This is a genomic window from Flavobacterium sp. 38-13 (assembly GCF_001899155.1).
GTDB lineage: Bacteria > Bacteroidota > Bacteroidia > Flavobacteriales > Flavobacteriaceae > Flavobacterium > Flavobacterium lindanitolerans.
In genome coordinates this window covers 399,390-418,604 of the sequence record NZ_MKVG01000007.1, presented here as the reverse complement: position 1 = coordinate 418,604, position 19,215 = coordinate 399,390, and the positions used below count along the sequence as shown (strand labels likewise).

Below are 19,215 nucleotides of genomic sequence, written 5' to 3'. Positions count from 1 at the left end.
CTGAATGGTTTTTAAAGATTAAAACCAAAAATAACATCATTAAAGGTTGTGGTATTGTTGTACTACAGCCTTTTGTTTTTTATCTAATCAGTAAACATCATAAAACAAATAAGAAATAACACAATAGCAGCAAGAAGGCAAGTACTGAATTTTGTACCCTAAGTTTTATGTATATGAAAACAACAGCTAAATGGAGTAATGTATATCTGCTGTTTATAGCACAGGCATTGTTCCAGACAGCCTCCATTCTGGTCATCACACTGTCTGGCGTGGTAGGGTTGGCTATGGCACCTGATAAAAATCTGGCTACATTACCAATAGCTATGATTACGGTAGGTACGGCAATGATGATGATTCCTGCCTCTATGCTTATCAGAAAAGCAGGCCAGCGTAATGCCTTTATGGTTGGTACGCTGATTGGAGTACTGGCCGGATTAGTCTCCTGGTATGGTATTATTCAGAATTCATTCTGGATATTTTCTATAGGTAATATGCTAATAGGAGCTTATCAGGGATTTTCACAATATTATCGTTTTGCTGCGGCTGATGCTGTTCCGGAAAAAGCGAAGAGCAAAGCCATTTCTTTGGTAATTGCGGGAGGTATTGTTGCTGCTTTTTCCGGGCCTAATCTGGCAAAATTCACACAGCATTTAGGTAAGGTGCCTTATGCTTATTCTTACTTTTCTATCGTCTTGCTGAGCATACTGGCATTTGGTATTGTATCGCTGCTAAAACTGGATAAGACCTCATTGCAAAAAAATGATAAAAACAATACAGATAAGGGCCGTTCTTTAAAGAAAATCATTAAAAACAGAGATACTATTCTTGCATTACTGGCTTCGTCTACCGCATTTGCTGTAATGGGGATGTCTATGACCGTTACACCCATAGCAATGTATGGTTTTGGACATTCTGCGGAGAGTTCGGCTACAGTTATTCAGTGGCACGTATTGGGAATGTTTCTACCTTCATTCTTTACCGGACTGCTCATCCAGAAATTCGGGACTTACCGTATTATTATTTCGGGTCTGTTTATTATGTTTCTCTATATTATTATTGCGCTTAGCGGAACAGGCACCGGAAATTTTGTTGCAGCGTTATTTGTTGTAGGCCTGGGCTGGAACTTCCTGTTTATTGGCGGTTCATCCTTACTGACTAAAGTCTATCGCTTAGAAGAGAAAGAGAAAACTCAGGCTTTCCACGATTTTACCGTTTTTGCTGTAATCAGTATTGCCAGTTTCTTTGCCGGAAATCTTTTCAATCATTGGGGATGGAAAGGTGTAAATATAGTATTGATACCGATGTTAGTCATTACTTTGATAGCAGCCCTGAGAATTACCTGGTATCAGGGCAAATCTGTCCGGTAATCTGTAAATGTCGCAAATTAAATCATGAAAATCGCAATGCTGCTACGCCTTCAACTGTTGAAATTTGTAAGACAGATTACAAGATTATAAATACATCCATTTCTTGAAAATAATACCAACAGTTACGACTTGCAGAGAAATGGAATAAAGACATCATTTAAAAGTTTAGCAATGAAAAAATACATACTCTCATTAGGAATGGCAGCCGTTTTGTTTTATACAAATTCAATATCAGCCCAACAATGGAGCATCGGAGCCCGTGGTGGACTTTCAATACCTAACTTAACGGCAGGTAGTGGTTCAGCGAATAATTCACTAAGTAAAGGATACAGTTCCCGTTTGGGAGCTGGATTTGGTGTTTTTGCGGAATACCAGACAAGCAAACTTTTTTCTATTCAAATAATGATAGAATATTCACAACAAGGTGGGAAGAAAAATGGTTTTCAGGCATTTCCGGTTCCGGCACAAATGGCTCCTTTATTTGGTAGCCAGGCTCCTCCTTATTTATATGCTGATTTTAACAGTACAGCTAAATTTGATTATTTGATGTTACCGGTTTTAGCCAAATTTGGTTGGGATTTGGGGCCTAAAAAGAAGTGGAGGATTTATGCAGGTGTCGGTCCATTTGCGGGACTGTTGTTAAGAGGAAAACAAGTTACTGAAGGAACAAGCCAAATATATCTTGATGAAGCGAGGACAACCCCTGTTCCTTTAAATCCAGCCAATCCTTCTCAAGGACTTTTGACTTTATCCTTTGACAATACTAAAAATATTAAGGATAGGCTCCGTCAATTCAATTTCGGATTGGAAGGAAATGTCGGGATAGGTTATAAAATAAAGCGTAGTACTATTTTTCTGGAAGGAGGAGGCAATTATGGTTTTATTGATATACAGAAAGGAACTGCCAATGGGAAAAACAAATCGGGGGCTGCCACTGTTATGATTGGCTATGCCTACAGCCTGTAACTATAAACCTATCTGATTAATTTTTTTAATAACCTGATGCAGGTTAAGAGTTTTTGTGTTAATTGGTTTGGGGGCTGTGAGAGAGAGGTAGGTAGATAGGAAGTGATTTAGGTGATAAAAAGCATTCCTTCTTTTCCTTGTATAAGGTAATTTTATTCTGCGGTAACTACCTGAATAATTGGGATAAAGTAATACCTGCCTCCTTCTTTCAGCTTTTTTAATCCTGGTTCCTTAAATCTGAGTCAGGTTAAGTAAATTTCTATATAATACAAAACAAATAGAGCAAACTGCAAAGATCAACACAGGTGACAAATTTCCCAAATTATAAATTCAACTCTAAATGTGAGAATGTTCAGTGAGCATCACTATTTTATCATAATAAATCTAATGATGAAAGAACAAAGTATCCAAGATAAAAAGGGAATATTGATGATTCCTGACATTTCAGGGTTTACGGATTTCGTTATCAATTCAGACATGTCAGTAGGTAAATATATTACAGAAAACCTTATCAAATCAATAATAAAAAGTAACATCCTCTGCTTTGAAATCTCTGAAGTAGAAGGTGATGCTGTACTCTTTTACAAGTATCGTAACCTACCCACATTTCAGGAAACATTGATACAGATAGAGCAAACATACAGTGAGTTTCAAAAGGAATTGCGACGCCTGTCAAAGAAACTGGCGCTTGAGATTCCGCTTTCGCTAAAAACCATTGTGCACTATGGAGAATTTACTAAGTACAGAATAGGTAAGTTTGAGAAACTCTATGGGACAACTGTGGTAGAAGCGCACAAGATGTTGAAGAACCGTATTGCGCAATATCCTCCCTATGCACTATTTTCAGACACTTTTGTGAGAGCCAATTTTGACCAGCCTGAAAGATCAACGGTGCAATATGATGCTTGCGAAGATTGTAAGTATCTTCCGGAAATAGGCTACATACACTATCTGTAACAGTAAATATCACAAATCAAATAAGAAAAATTGTAAACAAGACGGAACAGAATCGACTGAAATTTGTAATATCTAAAACAGCAGAGTGGAATAGGATTGAAAATTATCAGTTTGGAATCTTGCCTTTAAGATACTGTTAGTCATTAAAAATTAGAAGTTTCCGATCCGGACTTGTATCGATCCTCTTATTCAGCCTTTAAAATTATAACAATATGAAAAAATTAATGTTGGTACTGGTAGTACTATTTTTTGGATTTCCAGCATTTGCCCAGAATACGGCTAATCTTTTAAACAACTACATGAATGTAAAAAATGCATTGGTAAACGGTGACAGTAAAGCTGCCTCTGAAGCTACTGCTTCGTTGTATGAATCTATCAAAAAAGAAGATGGTTTTAACCAGAAACAAGAACTGCTGCAGGCTGCAGAAAAGCTCAACAAGGCAGGAAATATTGAAAAGCAAAGAGCAGAACTGAACAATGTGTCTGTCATTCTCTGGAAGTTGGTAGAAAATGATAAAAAGCTGGACCAGACCGTTTATTACCAATACTGTCCTATGAAAAAAACTTACTGGTTAAGCAAGGACAAAGAAATAAAAAACCCTTATTACGGCTCTTCAATGCTTACCTGTGGAAAAGTAACCTCAACTAAACAATAAAACTGTATTATGAAAAACTTTAGGATAATTATCGTTCTTTTTTTTGCCATTCTAAATGTTGCCTGCGCGCAGAATAGCAAGTCACAAAATGTTTCAACAGAAAATAGGGATCATAGCCATAGCGACGGAAAAGCCAATGGGGTTGCCTATCAAAAAGGTGATGTGGTACCGCATAATGAAGTATGCATGGTCAATGATGCCTATATGGGTAAAAAGCAGATTGAGGTAGAATATGAGGGAAAGAAATACTATGGCTGCTGTGAAATGTGTGAGAAAAGAATTCCAAAAGAAAAAGAGGTGAGGATGGCTGTTGATCCTGTTTCCAAAAAACAGGTAGATAAAGCCAAAGCGGTGATAGCCATCACAGGCGACAATAGTGAGGTGTCTTACTTTGAGAACAATAAAAACTATAAAACCTTCTTTAAACAAAAATAAGATATGAAACATCGAATCCTATCTATCCTTGTCTTTACTACTGTTGTTCTCATTATCTTTTCCTGCAAACAGACTCCGGATAAAAGCAATGAAAAACAAGAGGAAAAGGCTCCTGCGGCACACGGACAGGAAACCGGGGAAGCAGGAAATAACACAACTGCTCCGCAAAATTTCTCTATTGAAACAATAGTTAAAGATTATCTGGCTTTAAAAAATGCGCTTACAATAGATGATGGCAAAGCGGCGGCCGAAGCAGGCAAACAGCTCTTTGGTTCTCTGAATGCTGTGGATATGAAAACAATCCCCGGAGATAAACTCAGGGACTATACAGAAATTGCAGATAATGCCAAAGAAAATGCAGAACATATAAGTGTTAGTGCCGAAAAGATAGGTCATCAACGGGAGCATTTCGCTTCATTAAGCAAAGATGTTGCAGATCTGATTGAATTATTTGGTATGAAACAAAAGCTGTATGTGGATCATTGTCCAATGTTCAATGATGGTAAAGGAGCTATTTGGATCAGCGAAACAAAAGAAATTAAAAATCCATACTACGGCAGTAAGATGATTACCTGCGGGTCTGTAAAAAAAGAGTATTGAAATGAAAAAGGTAATTAAAAAAATTCTGGTCATAATACTCTTTGTTTTTTTAGTGATACAGTTTTTTCAACCTGCTCTCAATACAGATGATGGTAGGGTTTATACTACCGATTTTACTCACACTTATAAAATGCCTGCTGAAATAAGCACAATGCTCAAGGCCTCCTGCTATGACTGCCATAGTAATAATACCAATTATGTATGGTATGACTATGTACAACCGGGCAGATGGCTCGTAGAGAAACACATCAGACAGGCTAAAAATGAATTGAATTTTAATGAATGGGGCAATTACTCAGCCCGTAAACAGGAACGTCTGTTACATTCAATGGCAGAGCAGGTTGAAACCGGGCAAATGCCGCTCCGTTCTTATACTTTACTGCACAAGAATGCGGTACTTAGTAAAGATCAGATTGAAGTTTTGACAAAATGGCTGAAAGAACAGCCGTAAATCTCAATAAAAAATTAAAAAATGAATAGACTCATCCATATGTTTAAAAGGTTATTGCCGGCAATTTTCATATTATTTTGTGCGCAGTCGCTTTTTGCACAAAAGGTAGTGCGGTATGAACTGGTACTCAAAGACACTCTTGTCAACTTTGCCGGTAAACAGAAGAGAGCCATTGCGGCTAACGGACAAATCCCAATGCCCACTCTTGAATTTACAGAAGGCGATACGGCTGAAATTGTTGTACATAATCAACTGAGAGAGGGCACAGCACTTCACTGGCATGGCCTGTTTCTGCCCAATAAAGAAGATGGTATTCCTTATTTAACTCAGAAGCCTATTAAACCCGGAACATCATTTACATATCGTTTTCCTATTATTCAGAATGGTACACACTGGTATCATTCACATGAAGGTTTGCAGGAGCAGATAGGAATGTATGGTAATTTCGTAATGTATAAAAGAGCAGATGATAAAACATTCCGTAAAGGTATTGACGATTTGCCTTCAGTGCCTATTGTGTTAAGTGAATGGACGAATCTTAGTCCGGACAATGTACATCGTATGCTGCATTCAGCTACTGACTGGTTTGCCATAAGAAAAGGAGCCACGCAAAGTTATGCTGAGGCTATCAGAAGCGGACATTTCAAAACCAAAATCAAAAACGAATGGAAGCGTATGTTGGCAATGGACGTAAGCGACGTGTATTATGAGAAGGTATTGATGAATGGCAGAAATAGTACGGAACTGAAGAGTATTGATGGCAAACCGTTAAAAGCAGGTGACAAGGTGCGGCTGCGCATTGCCAATGGTGGTGCATCTTCTTATTTCTGGCTGCGTTATGCAGGTGGTAAAATGAGTGTTGTTGCCAGTGATGGTAATGATGTCACCCCTGTTGAGGTAGACAGGCTCATCATTGCCGTATCGGAAACCTATGACGTGGTGGTCACTATTCCCGAGGATGGTAAGGCTTTTGAATTTATAGCGACTACCGAAGACCGTACGCAGTCCTCAAGCTATTTCATTGGTAACGGTGAAAAACAGTATGCAGGTGCATTGCCCCGTCTGAAATACTTCGAAGGAATGAAGATGATGAATGATATGATGAAAATGAATGGAGACCTGGATGATATGGGAATGAACATGTCCCTGCAACAGATGGATATGAACGTAGTAATGTATCCGGAAATTACGGGTGAGGAAAAGAAAAAAGATAAATCTGCAAAAAATAAAACAGTAGAAGCAGATCACAGCAAACATAACATGCCGGATAACGAAAATAAACAGAATGCCGGAGCAGGTGAGCATGAAATGAATACAGATGAAAATCCTGACCGTTATAATGCCAACGCATTGAGCGATATTGTGACTCTAAACTACAGTATGCTCGAGTCGCCTCACAGTACGGAACTTCCTGAAAATGCTCCGGTAAAAGAATTGAAATTTACCCTTACGGGAAATATGAACCGTTATGTTTGGAGTATGGATAATCGGATATTGGCCGAAACAGATAAAATTCTCGTCAAAAAAGGCGAAATATTGCGGATTACGATTTATAACAATTCAATGATGCGGCACCCGATGCACCTGCATGGTTTCGATTTCAGGATTATTAATGGCAAAGGTGAAAAAGCACCTTTGAAAAATGTGTTGGACATTCTGCCGATGGAAACCGACACCATAGAGTTTATGGCTAATGAAGAAGGAGATTGGTTTTTCCATTGTCACATCCTTTACCATATGATGTCGGGTATGAACAGGGTCTTTGCCGTAGATGATTATCAAAATCCGTATTTGCCGGATAAAGCAAAAGCTTACCGCAAGTTGCAACGCGATCATAATATGCCACATTTAATGGCTGAAAATGATTTTGCTTCTAATGGTAATGATGGGTCGGCAATGTTACAGAATGCAAGATGGAGTCTTGGATCAGAATGGCGTTTGGGTTACAATGATATGCATGGTTACGAAATAGAAACGCATTTGGGAAGATACATAGGTAAGATGCAATGGCTGATGCCTTTTATAGGTTTCGACTGGCGTTACCGTAAAATGGGAATAGATGAGCATGAAAAAAACATATTTGGTCAGGTTAATAAAAAAGACAACAGAAGTGCTGTAAGTTTAGGAGTAATGTATACCCTGCCTATGCTGGTCAACTTCCAGGCAGAAGTTTATCACGATGGCATTGTACGCCTCCAGCTCATGCGGGAGGATATTCCCATTGCCAAGAGGTTGAGGGCGGGCTTTATGGTAAACTCCGATTTAGAGTTTATGGGAGACCTGCGATATATTTTTACGAGAAACCTTGGCATCCGCACACATTATGATAGTGATATGGGTTTTGGTGTAGGTTTATTTCTGAATTATTAGCAAATACTACTTTAAGCAATATTTCTTGCCAACATAAAAAGATAATAATACAAAGATTTTAAGGTCTGTGAGTGTAGATTGCTTTCAGTTTGATTAATTTTTAGGTTGAAAAGTCCCGCTCAAAGCGGGACTTTTTGTGAATTAATAATTAACTCTTAAGAAGCAAAAGTTTTGTTGCTTTTAGTTTTTTACGGAAGTATATGGTATTCGGATTTCCAAAATAGCGCGCAATGGTCAGCCTTGCCATAAGATAGCTTAAGGTTGATTCGGCTCCCTGGTTCAGGTTGACATTGGTTTCTTCCAGTCCGTCAAAACAACCCCCCGTACATGGATTATAGATAATCTGTTTCAGGTGGTTATTACCCAGAAACCAGTTGAAAGCTATTTCCATCTTGTTGAGGTATTCCTCATCTTTAAAAATATCATGGAATTTTCGAAGTGCTAATATGGTATACGCCACGTCAATAGGCTGCTCCCCGTAACTGTGTTTTTCCTGTCCTTTAAAATGCCAGGTTTTGTTAGAGATAACTTTGATTTGGTTTTCCGAAAATGTATTTCCTAAAAGGAAGTCGAAAGAATCTTTAGCAATTTCACGGTATTCCTCATTATCGGTTACAGCATAAGCGCAGAGCAACGCTTCCGGAAGCACGCTATTGGCATAGGTCAGGTAGCTTTCAAACCATTTCCAGTTTTCAGAACTTTCGTGTTTATACATCTGTACGAGCCTGTCTGCAAATATTTCAATGTAAATTTTATAATCAAGATCTTTAATATGTCGGTTGAAATAATAAAGTCCTTTTATAATAAATGCCATCGCTCTTGTAGAATGCATCTTTTCAGTTTGCGGCATGGCTTTTCGGAATAAAGTTTCTGCCTTTTTGGTGAAATTTGAAGGCAGTATAGGAGCCAGTGAAATCAGATACCCCAAGGCCCATATAGCACGGCCGGAACTGTCTTCCAGATTTACGCTGTTATTTTGTGGTGTAAAATTATGGTCGATATCCACATAATTTTTGAACTTGCCATCTTCACTCAGGCAAAAAGAAATAAAATTCAGATAAATACTGATGTATTTTAAATCTTCAATATCACGGGTCAGCTTATAATCCTGACAAAGGGCAATAAGCGCGCGTGCGTTATCATCCAGCGTGTAGCCGGAATTAGGATCCGGGCGGTTGAGTTTGGAAAACTGCAGTATTCCGAATTCAGTCGTCATCTTTTTGATATGGTCCAGATTCAGTTTCGGATTCCTGTAATGCAGTTCTATTTTTCCTCCGGATACTTTTTGGAATAAGATAGCGTGCGCAACGGCAGAATTTTCCCATGCGGTGTGCATAATCTTGTGAAGTCCGTTCAATATCATATTTTTTCGAAGACCAATATCATAAATCAATTGGTTGACGGCTTCGGCCAATTGTTTGGAGTTTCCAAAATCAAAAGTAAGTCCCGAGCCATTTTGAAGCATTTCTTTGGCATGGGGAATTGGAGTTGAAACAATGGCACATCCGCAACTCATGGCATAAGAAAAAGTACCGCTTACAGCCTGATTTGGGTCTTTCGAGGTGAAAAGGTAGATATCCGTCAATTGAAGATAGTCCAGCAATTCCTCCAGAGGAAGGTATTTGTTTACAAACTGAACGTGGTTTTCAAGTTTCAGTTCTTTGATTTTTTCTTTAAGCGAATCGCGATAGGATTCGCCTTCATTAACAACGATACCCGGATGGGTTTTCCCTATAATAAGGAAAAGAACATCAGGACTCTTGTCAACAATGTTGGGCAAGGCTTCTAAAGTAGTTTCGATGCTTTTTCCGGAGCTTAATAAACCAAACGTTGAAAGTATTTTTTTCCCCTTAACCCCATATTTAGCCTTTAATGCATTTTTATCATTGTGGGGTACTAAATGGGTACCATGTGGAATCACAGAGATTTTTTCAGAAACTACCGTATAATCTTCTAAAAGGATAGCCTCAGAATTTTTGGTCATTACGATAATCGAATCTGCCCGGTCAAGAATCTGCTGTACTTTTTGTTTAAATGCCTCATCCGGTCTTGGTAAGACCGTGTGGAAAACGACAGCCAAAGGTTTTTTGATTTCAGTGAGAAACAAATTAAAACTTTCATGATCGCGGAAAAGCCCGAATTCATGTTGAATTACCACAACCTTAATAGTAGGATCGTTGTTGATTGTTGCTGCAATGGCCTTAAAAGAAGAAGGATCTGAAGTGTTTAAAGTATATTTTACTTCCTCATCAGAATAGTGATGTCTTTCATGATCGTTTTCCAGGGCGCAAACAGTCAAAGAAAATGAACTTACATACTGATTGTTCAGTGCTTTCATCAGATCCTGTGAATAGGTAGCAATACCACATTCTCTTGGCGGATATGAAGTGATAAACAGAATTTCAGGTAATAGCTCTTCGTCCGTAAGTGTATTAGCACGTGAAGGGAAGGCAGGAGCCTCTGGATTTAAATCAGTTAATATTGAGCTGTGTGGTAGGTTTTTCATGTGTTATTCAGTTTTTGGCAGTTTGACGATTCTGAAATCAGTTAAAAATAATTATGATGTAATACGATTAGCCCATTCGTTGGCTCTATCTTTTGCTTTATTGGCTAAATTTTCACCTTCTTCCAAAGCATCATTGAATTCTCTTTTTGCTTTTCGTTGAAGGTCATTCAGTTTGCTTTTGAAATTATCCCGCGCTTCTCTGGCTTTTTCTGAAAATTTATCTTTTTTGGATTTCTTTTTTGCGACTATAAGTCCTACAATGGCTAAAGCAGCAACTCCAGCTGCAATCCCGATAACTAATTTTTTTGAGCTCATGATTAATCTTTTTTGAGTTACTATTTTTTTCTTTCTTCTAAAATTAATTATAATGAATGGAAAAGTGTATTTCTGTTATGGAATGTTTAACATAATTAACAAATCATTGATTTATGTGTATTTATTTGTAGGATTTTTCATTTTTAATGAATATTATATAGTTTTTAGATTAAGTTATAAGATTTGGCAGGTGAAATACATATTGTAAAAAGGTATGAAGATTTGTTTTCTTTGTTTTGCTTGTTTTTTAAGGGGTGGTTAGGGTATATTTTTATTTTTATTATTTTATACCCTAAAAAAATAGGGGTATAAATTATTTTTTTATTCAAAAATTATATCTTTGCATCAAATTAGTCAAATCTAAAACAATTTATATGTCGACATTTCGTTTTCAAGCATTAGCGCAGACAGCCGGAAGAAAGCCTGTCAAATTTGAGGAATTGGAGAAAAAATCTGCAATTTTTGGTAGCAATGTATTTAATGACAAGGCAATGCGCCAGTTCCTGACGCAGGATGCTTATCAGGGTGTAAAAGATGCAATACAGCATGGAAAGAAAATCGATAGAAAATTAGCAGACTATATTGCTCTTGGAATGAAAGAATGGGCATTGTCAAAAGGAGTAACACATTATACGCACTGGTTTCAGCCTTTGACAGGAACAACGGCAGAGAAGCATGATGCTTTTTTTGAAACTTCATTTGATGGCAGCGACCCGGTAGAAAAATTTGGAGGAGGACAATTAGTTCAGCAGGAACCGGATGCTTCGAGTTTTCCTAACGGAGGAATAAGAAACACATTTGAAGCAAGAGGATATACGGCCTGGGATCCTACATCGCCTGCTTTTATTTTTGGTACAACATTATGTATTCCTACTGTTTTTATTTCCTATACAGGTGAAGCGTTGGATTATAAAACACCTTTATTAAGAGCATTACACTCTATTGACGAAGCTGCAGCATCGGTTTGCCGTTATTTTGATAAGAATGTAAAAAAGGTAACCGCTACTTTAGGCTGGGAACAGGAATACTTCCTGATTGACTCTGCATTGGCAAACTCAAGACCGGACATATTAATGACGGGAAGAACCTTATTAGGACATACTTCTGCAAAAGGACAACAGCTTGATGACCACTATTTCGGTTCCATCCCAACAAGAGTACTTTCTTATATGAGAGAGTTGGAATACGAATGTATGCTTTTGGGAATTCCGGTAAAAACCCGTCACAACGAAGTAGCACCAAATCAGTTCGAATTGGCTCCTATTTTTGAAGAAACAAACCTTGCGGTTGACCATAACTCTTTATTAATGGATGTGATGCAGAAAGTAGCAGAACGCCATGATTTCAAAGTGCTGTTCCATGAAAAACCATTCAAAGGAGTTAACGGTTCCGGAAAACACAATAACTGGTCTTTGGCAACAGATACCGGAGTGAATTTGCTTGGTCCTGGAAAAACGCCAATGAGCAACCTTCAGTTCCTGACTTTCTTTATCAATACGATTAAGGCAGTACAGACTTATGAAGAACTAATGCGTGCTTCTATCGCTACAGCCAGCAATGACCACCGTTTAGGAGCTAACGAAGCGCCTCCGGCAATTATTTCTGTCTTTATCGGACAACAACTTACCAAAGTTTTGGAAGAATTGGAAGGCGTATCAAACGGAAAATTATCTCCTGAAGAAAAAACAGACCTTAAATTAAATGTAGTAGGAAAAATTCCGGATGTATTGCTTGACAATACAGACAGAAACAGAACTTCTCCGTTTGCATTTACAGGAAATAAATTCGAGTTCAGGGCTGTAGGTTCAACTGCAAACTGTGCCAATGCTATGACTACACTAAACTCTATCGTAGCAAAACAGCTTATCGATTTCAAGAAAGAAGTTGATGCCTTGATTGAAGGGAAGGACATGAAGAAAGACGATGCCATCTTCAATGTTTTGAGAGAATACATTAAAGAAACAAAAAACATTCTTTTTGAAGGCGACGGTTATAGCGATGCCTGGCAGAAAGAAGCGGCTAAAAGAGGATTGAGCAACCATAAAACAACTCCTGAAGCTTTAAAAGCAAAAGTTTCTAAAAAAGCTATCGAATTGTTTGGTGAGTTAGGAGTAATGAACCATGTAGAAGTTGAGGCTCGTTATGAAATCGAAATGGAAGAATATACTAAGAAAATCCAGATTGAAGGAAGGGTTCTTGGAGATATTGCCAGAAATCACGTAGTACCAACAGCTATCCGTTACCAAAACCTTTTGATTGAAAATGTAAGAGGTTTGAAAGACATCTTTGGGAAAGAATATGAAACAATAGCGAAAGAGCAGATTACATTAATCAAGGAAATTTCCGGACATATCGAAGCCATCAATACTAAGGTAGAAGAAATGACCCAGGAACGTAAAAAAGCCAACAATCTTTCTGATACAGAAAAAATGGCTTTTGCCTATTGCAACAAGGTGAAGCCTTATTTTGAAATTATCAGAAAGCACTGTGACAAGCTGGAGCTTTTGGTAGATGATGAAATCTGGACATTAACCAAATACAGAGAATTATTATTTACTAAATAATATACTACAAACAACAACACAACACCTGAAAAGTACCTGCCCAATGGCAGGTATTTTTTTTGTAGCTATTACATAGGAGGGTAATAATTGAAATTCAGACGATATTCTATTTTAAGTAGAAGAAAAATTCTACATATTATTTTTGGTAGAAAATAAATTGAACTCTTAATCTTACTAAAAAGTTAAATAAATAGCCCGTAAATGTGAATTTTACAATTAATTTTGATGGTGTAAATTAAAAATCATGTATTTCATCCGATTTTTTAAACAATTCATAGAAAAATAAGAATTAGCATGTAATTTTTACGGTTTCCCGTATTGCTTTTTAGAAAAAAGAAATAACTTTGAAAAGCAAGATACCACAATTGCAATCCAAAAATACTTCATTCACAAGCTGTTAGCAGCTTCCCTCTAAGACTTTTTTCGTCCCCCAAATATTAAATTGTAATTATAACCAATTAAATATTTTTATTATGAAAAAAGTGATTTTGAGCATCTCAGTGATGCTGGTAAGTGCAGTTTCTTTTGCACAATTTAATGACAGCAATGTTTTGCAGTTGGGCGGATCCAACAACTCGGCTGTTAATCAAAAAGGATCGTATCAGGATTCGGATGTAAGACAACAAGGAAACAATAACGTTTCGAATGTTACGCAAGGAATTAATCCAAACCTTTCTTCTGCTTCCAATCATAACAAAGCAGACGTAAAACAAGTTGGAAACTCAAACAACGCTTTTGTATCACAAAACAATCTTTACAATGAAGCTTATCAGGTTCAGACAGGAAACAGCAACCAGGCTACTATCTGGCAGGATCAGCTAAACCCTGTTGCCGGAAACGGTCATGATTGGGCAAAACAGGTACAGACTGGAAACAACAACAAAGCTACTATTGACCAGGGTACTACCGGAAACGAAATGCCATCCGGAGCTCCGTTCAGTGCAGAAGCTCTAGGATTTGTAAGTGCAGTTGCTGTGCCATTCATGCCACACGGATACAATGATGCATTACAAACTCAAAATGGAGATTTCAACATTGCCTACACTAGTCAGGGTGGGGAAATGAATGATTCTAAAATTACTCAGACCAGTACAGCCGTAGCAGCTTCCGGTGCCAACAAAGCCAGCCACTATCAATATGGTAAGGAAAATGACGCTCTGACTACTCAAAACGGATTTGGTCATTTAGACAACACACTTCAAATAGGAAACTTTAACTATTCTAACGTAATGCAAAGCGGTAACAACCAAACCAGCATGAACGTTCAAAAAGGAAATTCTAACATCAACAACGTTACTCAATCCAACTAGTTGAGGAATGAAAATGGGGCAGCCGGTTCAGGTGGCCCCATTTTTATAAAACAAAAGATTATGAAACCCTTATTTTTTAAGCTATTGCTCCTGATACTTTTTTCTCAGGTTGCTCTGGCACAGGAAGAAGAAAATCCGGGCTTCGATCAATACAGTTCTTCTGTTTTTGATTCGAAGGAAGAAACCCTGTTTGTGGTTTCAAGTATGAATCCGAAACAATATGCCAATTCCTTGTTTCAGAAAGGAGATATTCTGGTACAGCAAATAGGAGATTACAATTTGTTCAATGCAAACTTAAAAGCCAATGAAGTCAATGTTTCTGTGCTTCAAAACGGTGATGATAATGCTATTTCACTTTCTAAACAGGCCAACACAATAACACAGAATATCATACAATCCGGGAAAAATAACGGTATACAGGATTTTACCTATTACACTAAATATGATGTGAATACGCAGATGATTCAGCAAGGTAATAATCAGAACATACAAAATTATGGAACCAATTCCCTTTCAAAAGACATGAAAGTCACACAGTCCGGAAATGGTTCTTCGGTAATTATAATAAACCAATAAGCCATGCCAAAATATCTTTCCTATAGTTTTTTCATACTGATGCTTTTTTCTCCTGCCGCCTATTCGCAACTGACGAACAGCCAGGTCAAGGCAAAAATACACCTGGAAGAAATTGAAGGAAATATAAAGATTACTGGTACTGCGGAAAATTTAACCGATATCGTTCAAAGCCTATCGTATAAATTATCAGTAATAAGAAAGAATAAGATAAACAGCAATCAATCCAATAATGCTCAGGAAGGGCTTTTTACTTTAGATCCGAACGAGACAAAAAAGCTGTCATCAACCCAAATCAATGTCAATGAGAATGATGAAGTTATTGTCATGCTCCTTTTTTATGATAGTAATAAAAAACTGGTGGGAAAAGACAGGATTGTCATTGGTGAAGAAAAAAAGGATGAAGGAATAGTTCCTGTAGACGGTTTTGAATTGTCCGGGATAGTAACCGATGATACCAAAACCAAAGCAGGTAAAGATTTTTATGACTTATATTTTTTTAAGTATAGCGATCTGAAAATCAATTCCAAAAAGATTGTTACCATAACTGAAGAATTGAGTTTTGCCAGAAATACAAAAATTACGATCAGCATAGATACTAATCCCATTTATGAGTTTTTAGTAAATCCCGATGAAGAATTTTTAAGTCTCGTAGCCGAAGATGCTGTAAATGTTACTTCTGCTTATCTGAAAAATCTGGAAAAACAAAGCCGATATCTCACTCAGTATTAATCTTATTCTATTAATTATGAAAGCTCTAGCAACTGCAATTATCATTTTGCTGGCCTATGCAGCGAATGCTCAGGATCTGGTCTACAAGCCCAGAAACCCAAATTTTGGAGGAGATACTTTTAACTACCAGTGGCTTCTGAGTTCAGCCGAAGCCCAAAACAAACTAAAAGACAATACGGTCACGACCAAAACAAAAACGGAACTGGAGAGTTTTACTGAAAACCTGAACTCACAACTGCTGAATTTGGTTTCCAGATCCCTGTTCACACAACAATTTGGAAATAACGGAATTTCAGAAGGGAGCTACACTTTTGGCAGCCTGTCTGTTGAAATTTTTCCGTCAGAAAACGGACTGACCGTAACTATCCTGGATACAAATACAGGAGAACAAACACAAGTTATCATCCCAAAATCATAATATGCAGATCAGATATTACTTTGCGATAGTCCTGATGCTGTTGCTCTCCGGATGTGGCGCTTATTACAATCAGCCATTGAAGATTGAAAAAGCATCGTTGGGAGAAATCACCCCGGCAACAACACTTTTAAGGGAATTGCCAAAACCTAAAGAACCCGTGGTAGTTGGGATTTATAAATTTAGGGACCAAACAGGACAATATAAAGCTTCGGATAACGGAAGTACTTTCAGTACTGCCGTAACTCAGGGAGCGACCTCTATATTAATCAAGGCTTTGGAAGATTCCAAATGGTTTGTTCCGATTGAGCGCGAAAACATTGGAAATCTTTTGCAGGAAAGAAACCTGATTCGCTCTACGAGGCAGGAATATTCTAAAAATCCAAATTCAACAGAACAGCTAACGCCGCTTTTGTATGCAGGAGTTTTGTTAGAAGGAGGTATTGTTTCCTATGATACGAACATCATAACGGGAGGTTTCGGGGCAAGATATTTTGGAGTAGGAGGTTCCACAAAATACAGGCAGGACCGTGTGACCATTTACCTTAGGATGATTTCTACGGCAAGCGGAAAAATCCTGAAATCAGTATATGTTTCCAAAACTATTTTGTCGCAGGCCATTGACCAGAGCTTTTTCAGATATGTCAAATTCAAAAGATTGCTTGAAGTCGAAACGGGATATTCTACAAACGAACCCGTACAGATGGCTGTGACAGAAGCTATCGAAAAAGCAGTACAGTCTTTGGTACTGGAAGGAATTCAGGATAAAATTTGGGAAGCAGATGCCAGTAAAGAAGAAGTAGATTCGCTTATTTCAAAATATGAAATGGAAAAAGAAGTGGCAGATGCTACCGGAATCTACGGAAGATACAAAACAGAAAGAAGGTCACGGTTTGCGATGGAATTAGCGGGAGGAGCCACGCTTATTGATGGCGATTATGACAAGTCATTACTTCGTCCGATGGGTCGTGGGGCATTGAAATATTTTTTCACTCCGGGTTTTAACCTTTGCGGTTCCATAAATGTTATTAACCTAGCAAACAAAGACCGTCTGGATGTAGGCTATCTGACTTTTGACCTGAATGCCGAACTGATTTTACTGCCTAAAGAACAACTGAGTCCGTATGTTTTTGGAGGTGTCGGATTTGGAGCCAACCGTCTTTTCGAAAATACGCATGCAAAAGTGCAATACGGTGCCGGACTGGAATATCTGGCTTCCAAAACAATCGGAATAAAAGTGTATGCCGAACACAATCTCAACTTTAGCGACACTATAGATTATTTGGAAAGAGGAGTGCGTGATGATTATTATTTCCGGTTTGGGTTAGGGCTGACGTATTATTTCCCAAGAAAAAATCAGAAAATCTATGAGAAATACATCATTGAAGAAGCCCAAAATCCGCTGAAGCAATAATTTTTAATCTTTAAAGTCATGAAAAATATTCTTATAAAATCAGGATTTGTTCTTTTGCTTCTGCTCCTATCGTGCAGTGAGGAAAAAGTCGATGGAGAAGATTTCGGAACCGTTACAGGAAGAGTGGTCGTAGCCAATACGTTTGAGCCTTTGGCGAATGCAAAAGTTTTCTCCAATCCAACATCAAGTATTGTTTTCACGGATGAAGACGGAAGGTTTACAGTTCCTAAAGTTGTCGTAGGCCAATATTCTTTTCAGGCTCAAAAAGACGGCTATCTCACCAAGTTTGAAGCAGCAAATGTTGTGAACAATAGTACAACAGAAATTGTTTTTGAATTGTCTGTCTCCACAAGTGGCAACCGCCCGCCCAATGCTCCAACATTAACACTTCCGGCTGACAATGCGGTCAACCAGAACCGCCAGGTTGTTTTGACCTGGACGGCTACAGACCCTGAACAGGATTCGCTCACCTATGAAGTCATACTCAGAAACGATGCTACAGATGATGTGGTAGTTTATTCGGATATCAGTACGCCAACTTTTACTTTGCAAAATCTTGCTTTCGGAACCAAATATTTTTGGCAGGTTTCGGCTTCTGATGGAGTAAATGCTCCTGTTATGAGTGCAGTACGAACATTCACGACAACTTCTTTTCCGGATACCCGTTTCCTCTTTGTCAAAAAGCTTAGCGAGAATAATGTTATATATGCAGGTGACAATTCCGGCAATCAGATACAACTGACGAGTTCAGAAACCAATAGCTGGAGACCCAGAAAAAACAACCAATCGAATAAAATAGCTTTTATCCGTTCCAACGGAGCCCAAAACCATATTTATATCATGAATCCGGATGGTTCGGGAGTATTCAAAGTGACAAATTCAGTGCCCGTTGCAGGGTTTAATCCTGAGTTTATCAATTTTTCATGGAACACCAGCGGTAGTCAGATTATCTATCCGAGTTTTGACAAACTATATAGGATAAACAGTAATGGGAGCGGGCTGACTGAAATCTTCCATACGCCAAATGGTAAATTTATTTCAGAATGTGATTGGAGTTATGATGGCTCAAAAATTGCCTTAAAGGTTAATGATGCCAGCGGTTATAATGCCGAAATATATGTGATTACGTCCGAAGGTAGCATTACAGACCTGGTTATTTCGGGAGTGAATGGAGCTGTGGGAAGTCTTAATTTTTCAATCACGGGACAAAAATTACTTTTTACCCGGGATATTTCCGGTTTTGAAAATCCGGACTACAGGCAATTGGATACGCGAATTTTCCAGCATACTTTCAGTACCAATACAACCGCAGAAATCAATACCGAAAAACCGGCCGGAACGGTAGACATTGATGCCAGATATTCGCCCAATGAAGCAGAAGTAATTTTTGTAAACACCTCAAATGATTTTATTAGTGCGAGGAATATACAGAAATACCTGATTGGCATAGTAGCCTCAAGAACCACGCTATTTACGAATGCCTCAATGCCGGATTGGGAGTAAAATAAATATGTAAAGTGTTTTGGCTAAGAATATTGCATTTAATCGATTATCCGCCAAAATTCTGAAAAACTATACTGTTTT

At 38.0% G+C, this 19,215-nt stretch carries 17 protein-coding genes; 15 read left to right on the top strand and 2 right to left on the bottom strand.

The features are described 5' to 3' along the window. Positions 1–173: 173 nt before the first annotated feature. From BGO88_RS04855 to BGO88_RS04820, 8 genes are all read left to right on the top strand, one after another. Positions 174–1,367, top strand: a complete 1,194-nt coding sequence (locus BGO88_RS04855; RefSeq protein ID WP_286706136.1) for an MFS transporter — start codon at positions 174–176, stop codon at positions 1,365–1,367. Between the two features lie 171 nt (positions 1,368–1,538). After that, the gene (locus tag BGO88_RS04850; protein WP_286706135.1) at positions 1,539–2,333 is read left to right on the top strand and encodes a porin family protein; all 795 of its coding nucleotides are present in this window, start codon (positions 1,539–1,541) and stop codon (positions 2,331–2,333) included. Positions 2,334–2,720: 387 nt separating this feature from the next. After that, positions 2,721–3,290, top strand: coding sequence for a DUF2652 domain-containing protein (locus BGO88_RS04845; protein WP_286706134.1), 570 nt, complete (start codon positions 2,721–2,723; stop codon positions 3,288–3,290). A 212-nt stretch (positions 3,291–3,502) separates the two neighbouring features. Continuing rightward, positions 3,503–3,946, top strand: coding sequence for a DUF3347 domain-containing protein (locus BGO88_RS04840; protein WP_286706133.1), 444 nt, complete (start codon positions 3,503–3,505; stop codon positions 3,944–3,946). A 9-nt stretch (positions 3,947–3,955) separates the two neighbouring features. After that, on the top strand, positions 3,956–4,381 hold the full coding sequence (locus BGO88_RS04835) for a hypothetical protein (protein WP_056070225.1): 426 nt from the start codon (positions 3,956–3,958) through the stop codon (positions 4,379–4,381). Between the two features lie 3 nt (positions 4,382–4,384). Next, complete coding sequence (locus BGO88_RS04830) at positions 4,385–4,981, top strand: DUF3347 domain-containing protein (RefSeq protein WP_286706132.1); 597 nt, start codon at positions 4,385–4,387, stop codon at positions 4,979–4,981. Position 4,982: 1 nt separating this feature from the next. Beyond that, a complete protein-coding gene (locus BGO88_RS04825) occupies positions 4,983–5,432 on the top strand; it encodes a heme-binding domain-containing protein (protein WP_286706131.1) in 450 nt (149 codons plus the stop codon). Positions 5,433–5,453: 21 nt separating this feature from the next. Continuing rightward, positions 5,454–7,802, top strand: coding sequence for a multicopper oxidase family protein (locus tag BGO88_RS04820; protein ID WP_286706130.1), 2,349 nt, complete (start codon positions 5,454–5,456; stop codon positions 7,800–7,802). A 148-nt stretch (positions 7,803–7,950) separates the two neighbouring features. On the opposite strand, the gene BGO88_RS04815 is transcribed toward BGO88_RS04820, so the two are convergent. Both BGO88_RS04815 and BGO88_RS04810 read right to left on the bottom strand, forming a co-directional pair. After that, positions 7,951–10,308, bottom strand: coding sequence for a glycosyltransferase (locus BGO88_RS04815; protein ID WP_286706129.1), 2,358 nt, complete (start codon positions 10,306–10,308; stop codon positions 7,951–7,953). Between the two features lie 51 nt (positions 10,309–10,359). Next, positions 10,360–10,623, bottom strand: a complete 264-nt coding sequence (locus BGO88_RS04810) for a hypothetical protein (protein ID WP_101471697.1) — start codon at positions 10,621–10,623, stop codon at positions 10,360–10,362. 374 nt (positions 10,624–10,997) lie between these two features. Here BGO88_RS04810 and BGO88_RS04805 point away from each other — a divergent pair, with 374 nt between their 5' ends. The 7 genes from BGO88_RS04805 to BGO88_RS04775 all read left to right on the top strand — a co-directional run bounded on the left by BGO88_RS04805 (position 10,998) and on the right by BGO88_RS04775 (position 19,134). Then, positions 10,998–13,187 carry a glutamine synthetase III family protein gene (locus BGO88_RS04805; protein ID WP_277015517.1) on the top strand — a complete coding sequence of 730 codons (2,190 nt, stop codon included), beginning with the start codon at positions 10,998–11,000 and terminating at the stop codon, positions 13,185–13,187. Between the two features lie 473 nt (positions 13,188–13,660). Continuing rightward, the gene (locus tag BGO88_RS04800; protein ID WP_286706128.1) at positions 13,661–14,497 is read left to right on the top strand and encodes a hypothetical protein; all 837 of its coding nucleotides are present in this window, start codon (positions 13,661–13,663) and stop codon (positions 14,495–14,497) included. Positions 14,498–14,557: 60 nt separating this feature from the next. Further along, positions 14,558–15,073: a hypothetical protein gene (locus BGO88_RS04795; protein WP_286706127.1), complete on the top strand. Its 516-nt coding sequence runs from the start codon at positions 14,558–14,560 to the stop codon at positions 15,071–15,073. 3 nt (positions 15,074–15,076) lie between these two features. Next, positions 15,077–15,802 (top strand): CsgE family curli-type amyloid fiber assembly protein, encoded by a 726-nt coding sequence (locus tag BGO88_RS04790; protein ID WP_286706126.1) that lies wholly within the window; start codon positions 15,077–15,079, stop codon positions 15,800–15,802. Positions 15,803–15,818: 16 nt separating this feature from the next. Further along, positions 15,819–16,220 carry a curli production assembly/transport component CsgF gene (locus BGO88_RS04785; protein WP_286706125.1) on the top strand — a complete coding sequence of 134 codons (402 nt, stop codon included), beginning with the start codon at positions 15,819–15,821 and terminating at the stop codon, positions 16,218–16,220. Between the two features lies 1 nt (position 16,221). Beyond that, a complete protein-coding gene (locus tag BGO88_RS04780) occupies positions 16,222–17,631 on the top strand; it encodes a CsgG/HfaB family protein (protein ID WP_286706124.1) in 1,410 nt (469 codons plus the stop codon). 18 nt (positions 17,632–17,649) lie between these two features. Continuing rightward, positions 17,650–19,134, top strand: coding sequence for a carboxypeptidase regulatory-like domain-containing protein (locus BGO88_RS04775; RefSeq protein ID WP_286706123.1), 1,485 nt, complete (start codon positions 17,650–17,652; stop codon positions 19,132–19,134). The last annotated feature ends 81 nt before the right edge of the window (positions 19,135–19,215 follow it).

Excerpts from the sequence above, each read along its gene's own strand:
- BGO88_RS04855 (WP_286706136.1), top strand. The coding sequence starts at position 174 with ATGAAAACAACAGCTAAATGGAGTAATGTATATCTGCTGTTTATAGCA.
- BGO88_RS04850 (WP_286706135.1), top strand. The coding sequence starts at position 1,539 with ATGAAAAAATACATACTCTCATTAGGAATGGCAGCCGTTTTGTTTTAT.
- BGO88_RS04845 (WP_286706134.1), top strand. The coding sequence starts at position 2,721 with ATGATGAAAGAACAAAGTATCCAAGATAAAAAGGGAATATTGATGATT.
- BGO88_RS04840 (WP_286706133.1), top strand. The coding sequence starts at position 3,503 with ATGAAAAAATTAATGTTGGTACTGGTAGTACTATTTTTTGGATTTCCA.
- BGO88_RS04835 (WP_056070225.1), top strand. The coding sequence starts at position 3,956 with ATGAAAAACTTTAGGATAATTATCGTTCTTTTTTTTGCCATTCTAAAT.
- BGO88_RS04830 (WP_286706132.1), top strand. The coding sequence starts at position 4,385 with ATGAAACATCGAATCCTATCTATCCTTGTCTTTACTACTGTTGTTCTC.
- BGO88_RS04825 (WP_286706131.1), top strand. The coding sequence starts at position 4,983 with ATGAAAAAGGTAATTAAAAAAATTCTGGTCATAATACTCTTTGTTTTT.
- BGO88_RS04820 (WP_286706130.1), top strand. The coding sequence starts at position 5,454 with ATGAATAGACTCATCCATATGTTTAAAAGGTTATTGCCGGCAATTTTC.
- BGO88_RS04815 (WP_286706129.1), bottom strand. The coding sequence starts at position 10,308 with ATGAAAAACCTACCACACAGCTCAATATTAACTGATTTAAATCCAGAG.
- BGO88_RS04810 (WP_101471697.1), bottom strand. The coding sequence starts at position 10,623 with ATGAGCTCAAAAAAATTAGTTATCGGGATTGCAGCTGGAGTTGCTGCT.
- BGO88_RS04805 (WP_277015517.1), top strand. The coding sequence starts at position 10,998 with ATGTCGACATTTCGTTTTCAAGCATTAGCGCAGACAGCCGGAAGAAAG.
- BGO88_RS04800 (WP_286706128.1), top strand. The coding sequence starts at position 13,661 with ATGAAAAAAGTGATTTTGAGCATCTCAGTGATGCTGGTAAGTGCAGTT.
- BGO88_RS04795 (WP_286706127.1), top strand. The coding sequence starts at position 14,558 with ATGAAACCCTTATTTTTTAAGCTATTGCTCCTGATACTTTTTTCTCAG.
- BGO88_RS04790 (WP_286706126.1), top strand. The coding sequence starts at position 15,077 with ATGCCAAAATATCTTTCCTATAGTTTTTTCATACTGATGCTTTTTTCT.
- BGO88_RS04785 (WP_286706125.1), top strand. The coding sequence starts at position 15,819 with ATGAAAGCTCTAGCAACTGCAATTATCATTTTGCTGGCCTATGCAGCG.
- BGO88_RS04780 (WP_286706124.1), top strand. The coding sequence starts at position 16,222 with ATGCAGATCAGATATTACTTTGCGATAGTCCTGATGCTGTTGCTCTCC.
- BGO88_RS04775 (WP_286706123.1), top strand. The coding sequence starts at position 17,650 with ATGAAAAATATTCTTATAAAATCAGGATTTGTTCTTTTGCTTCTGCTC.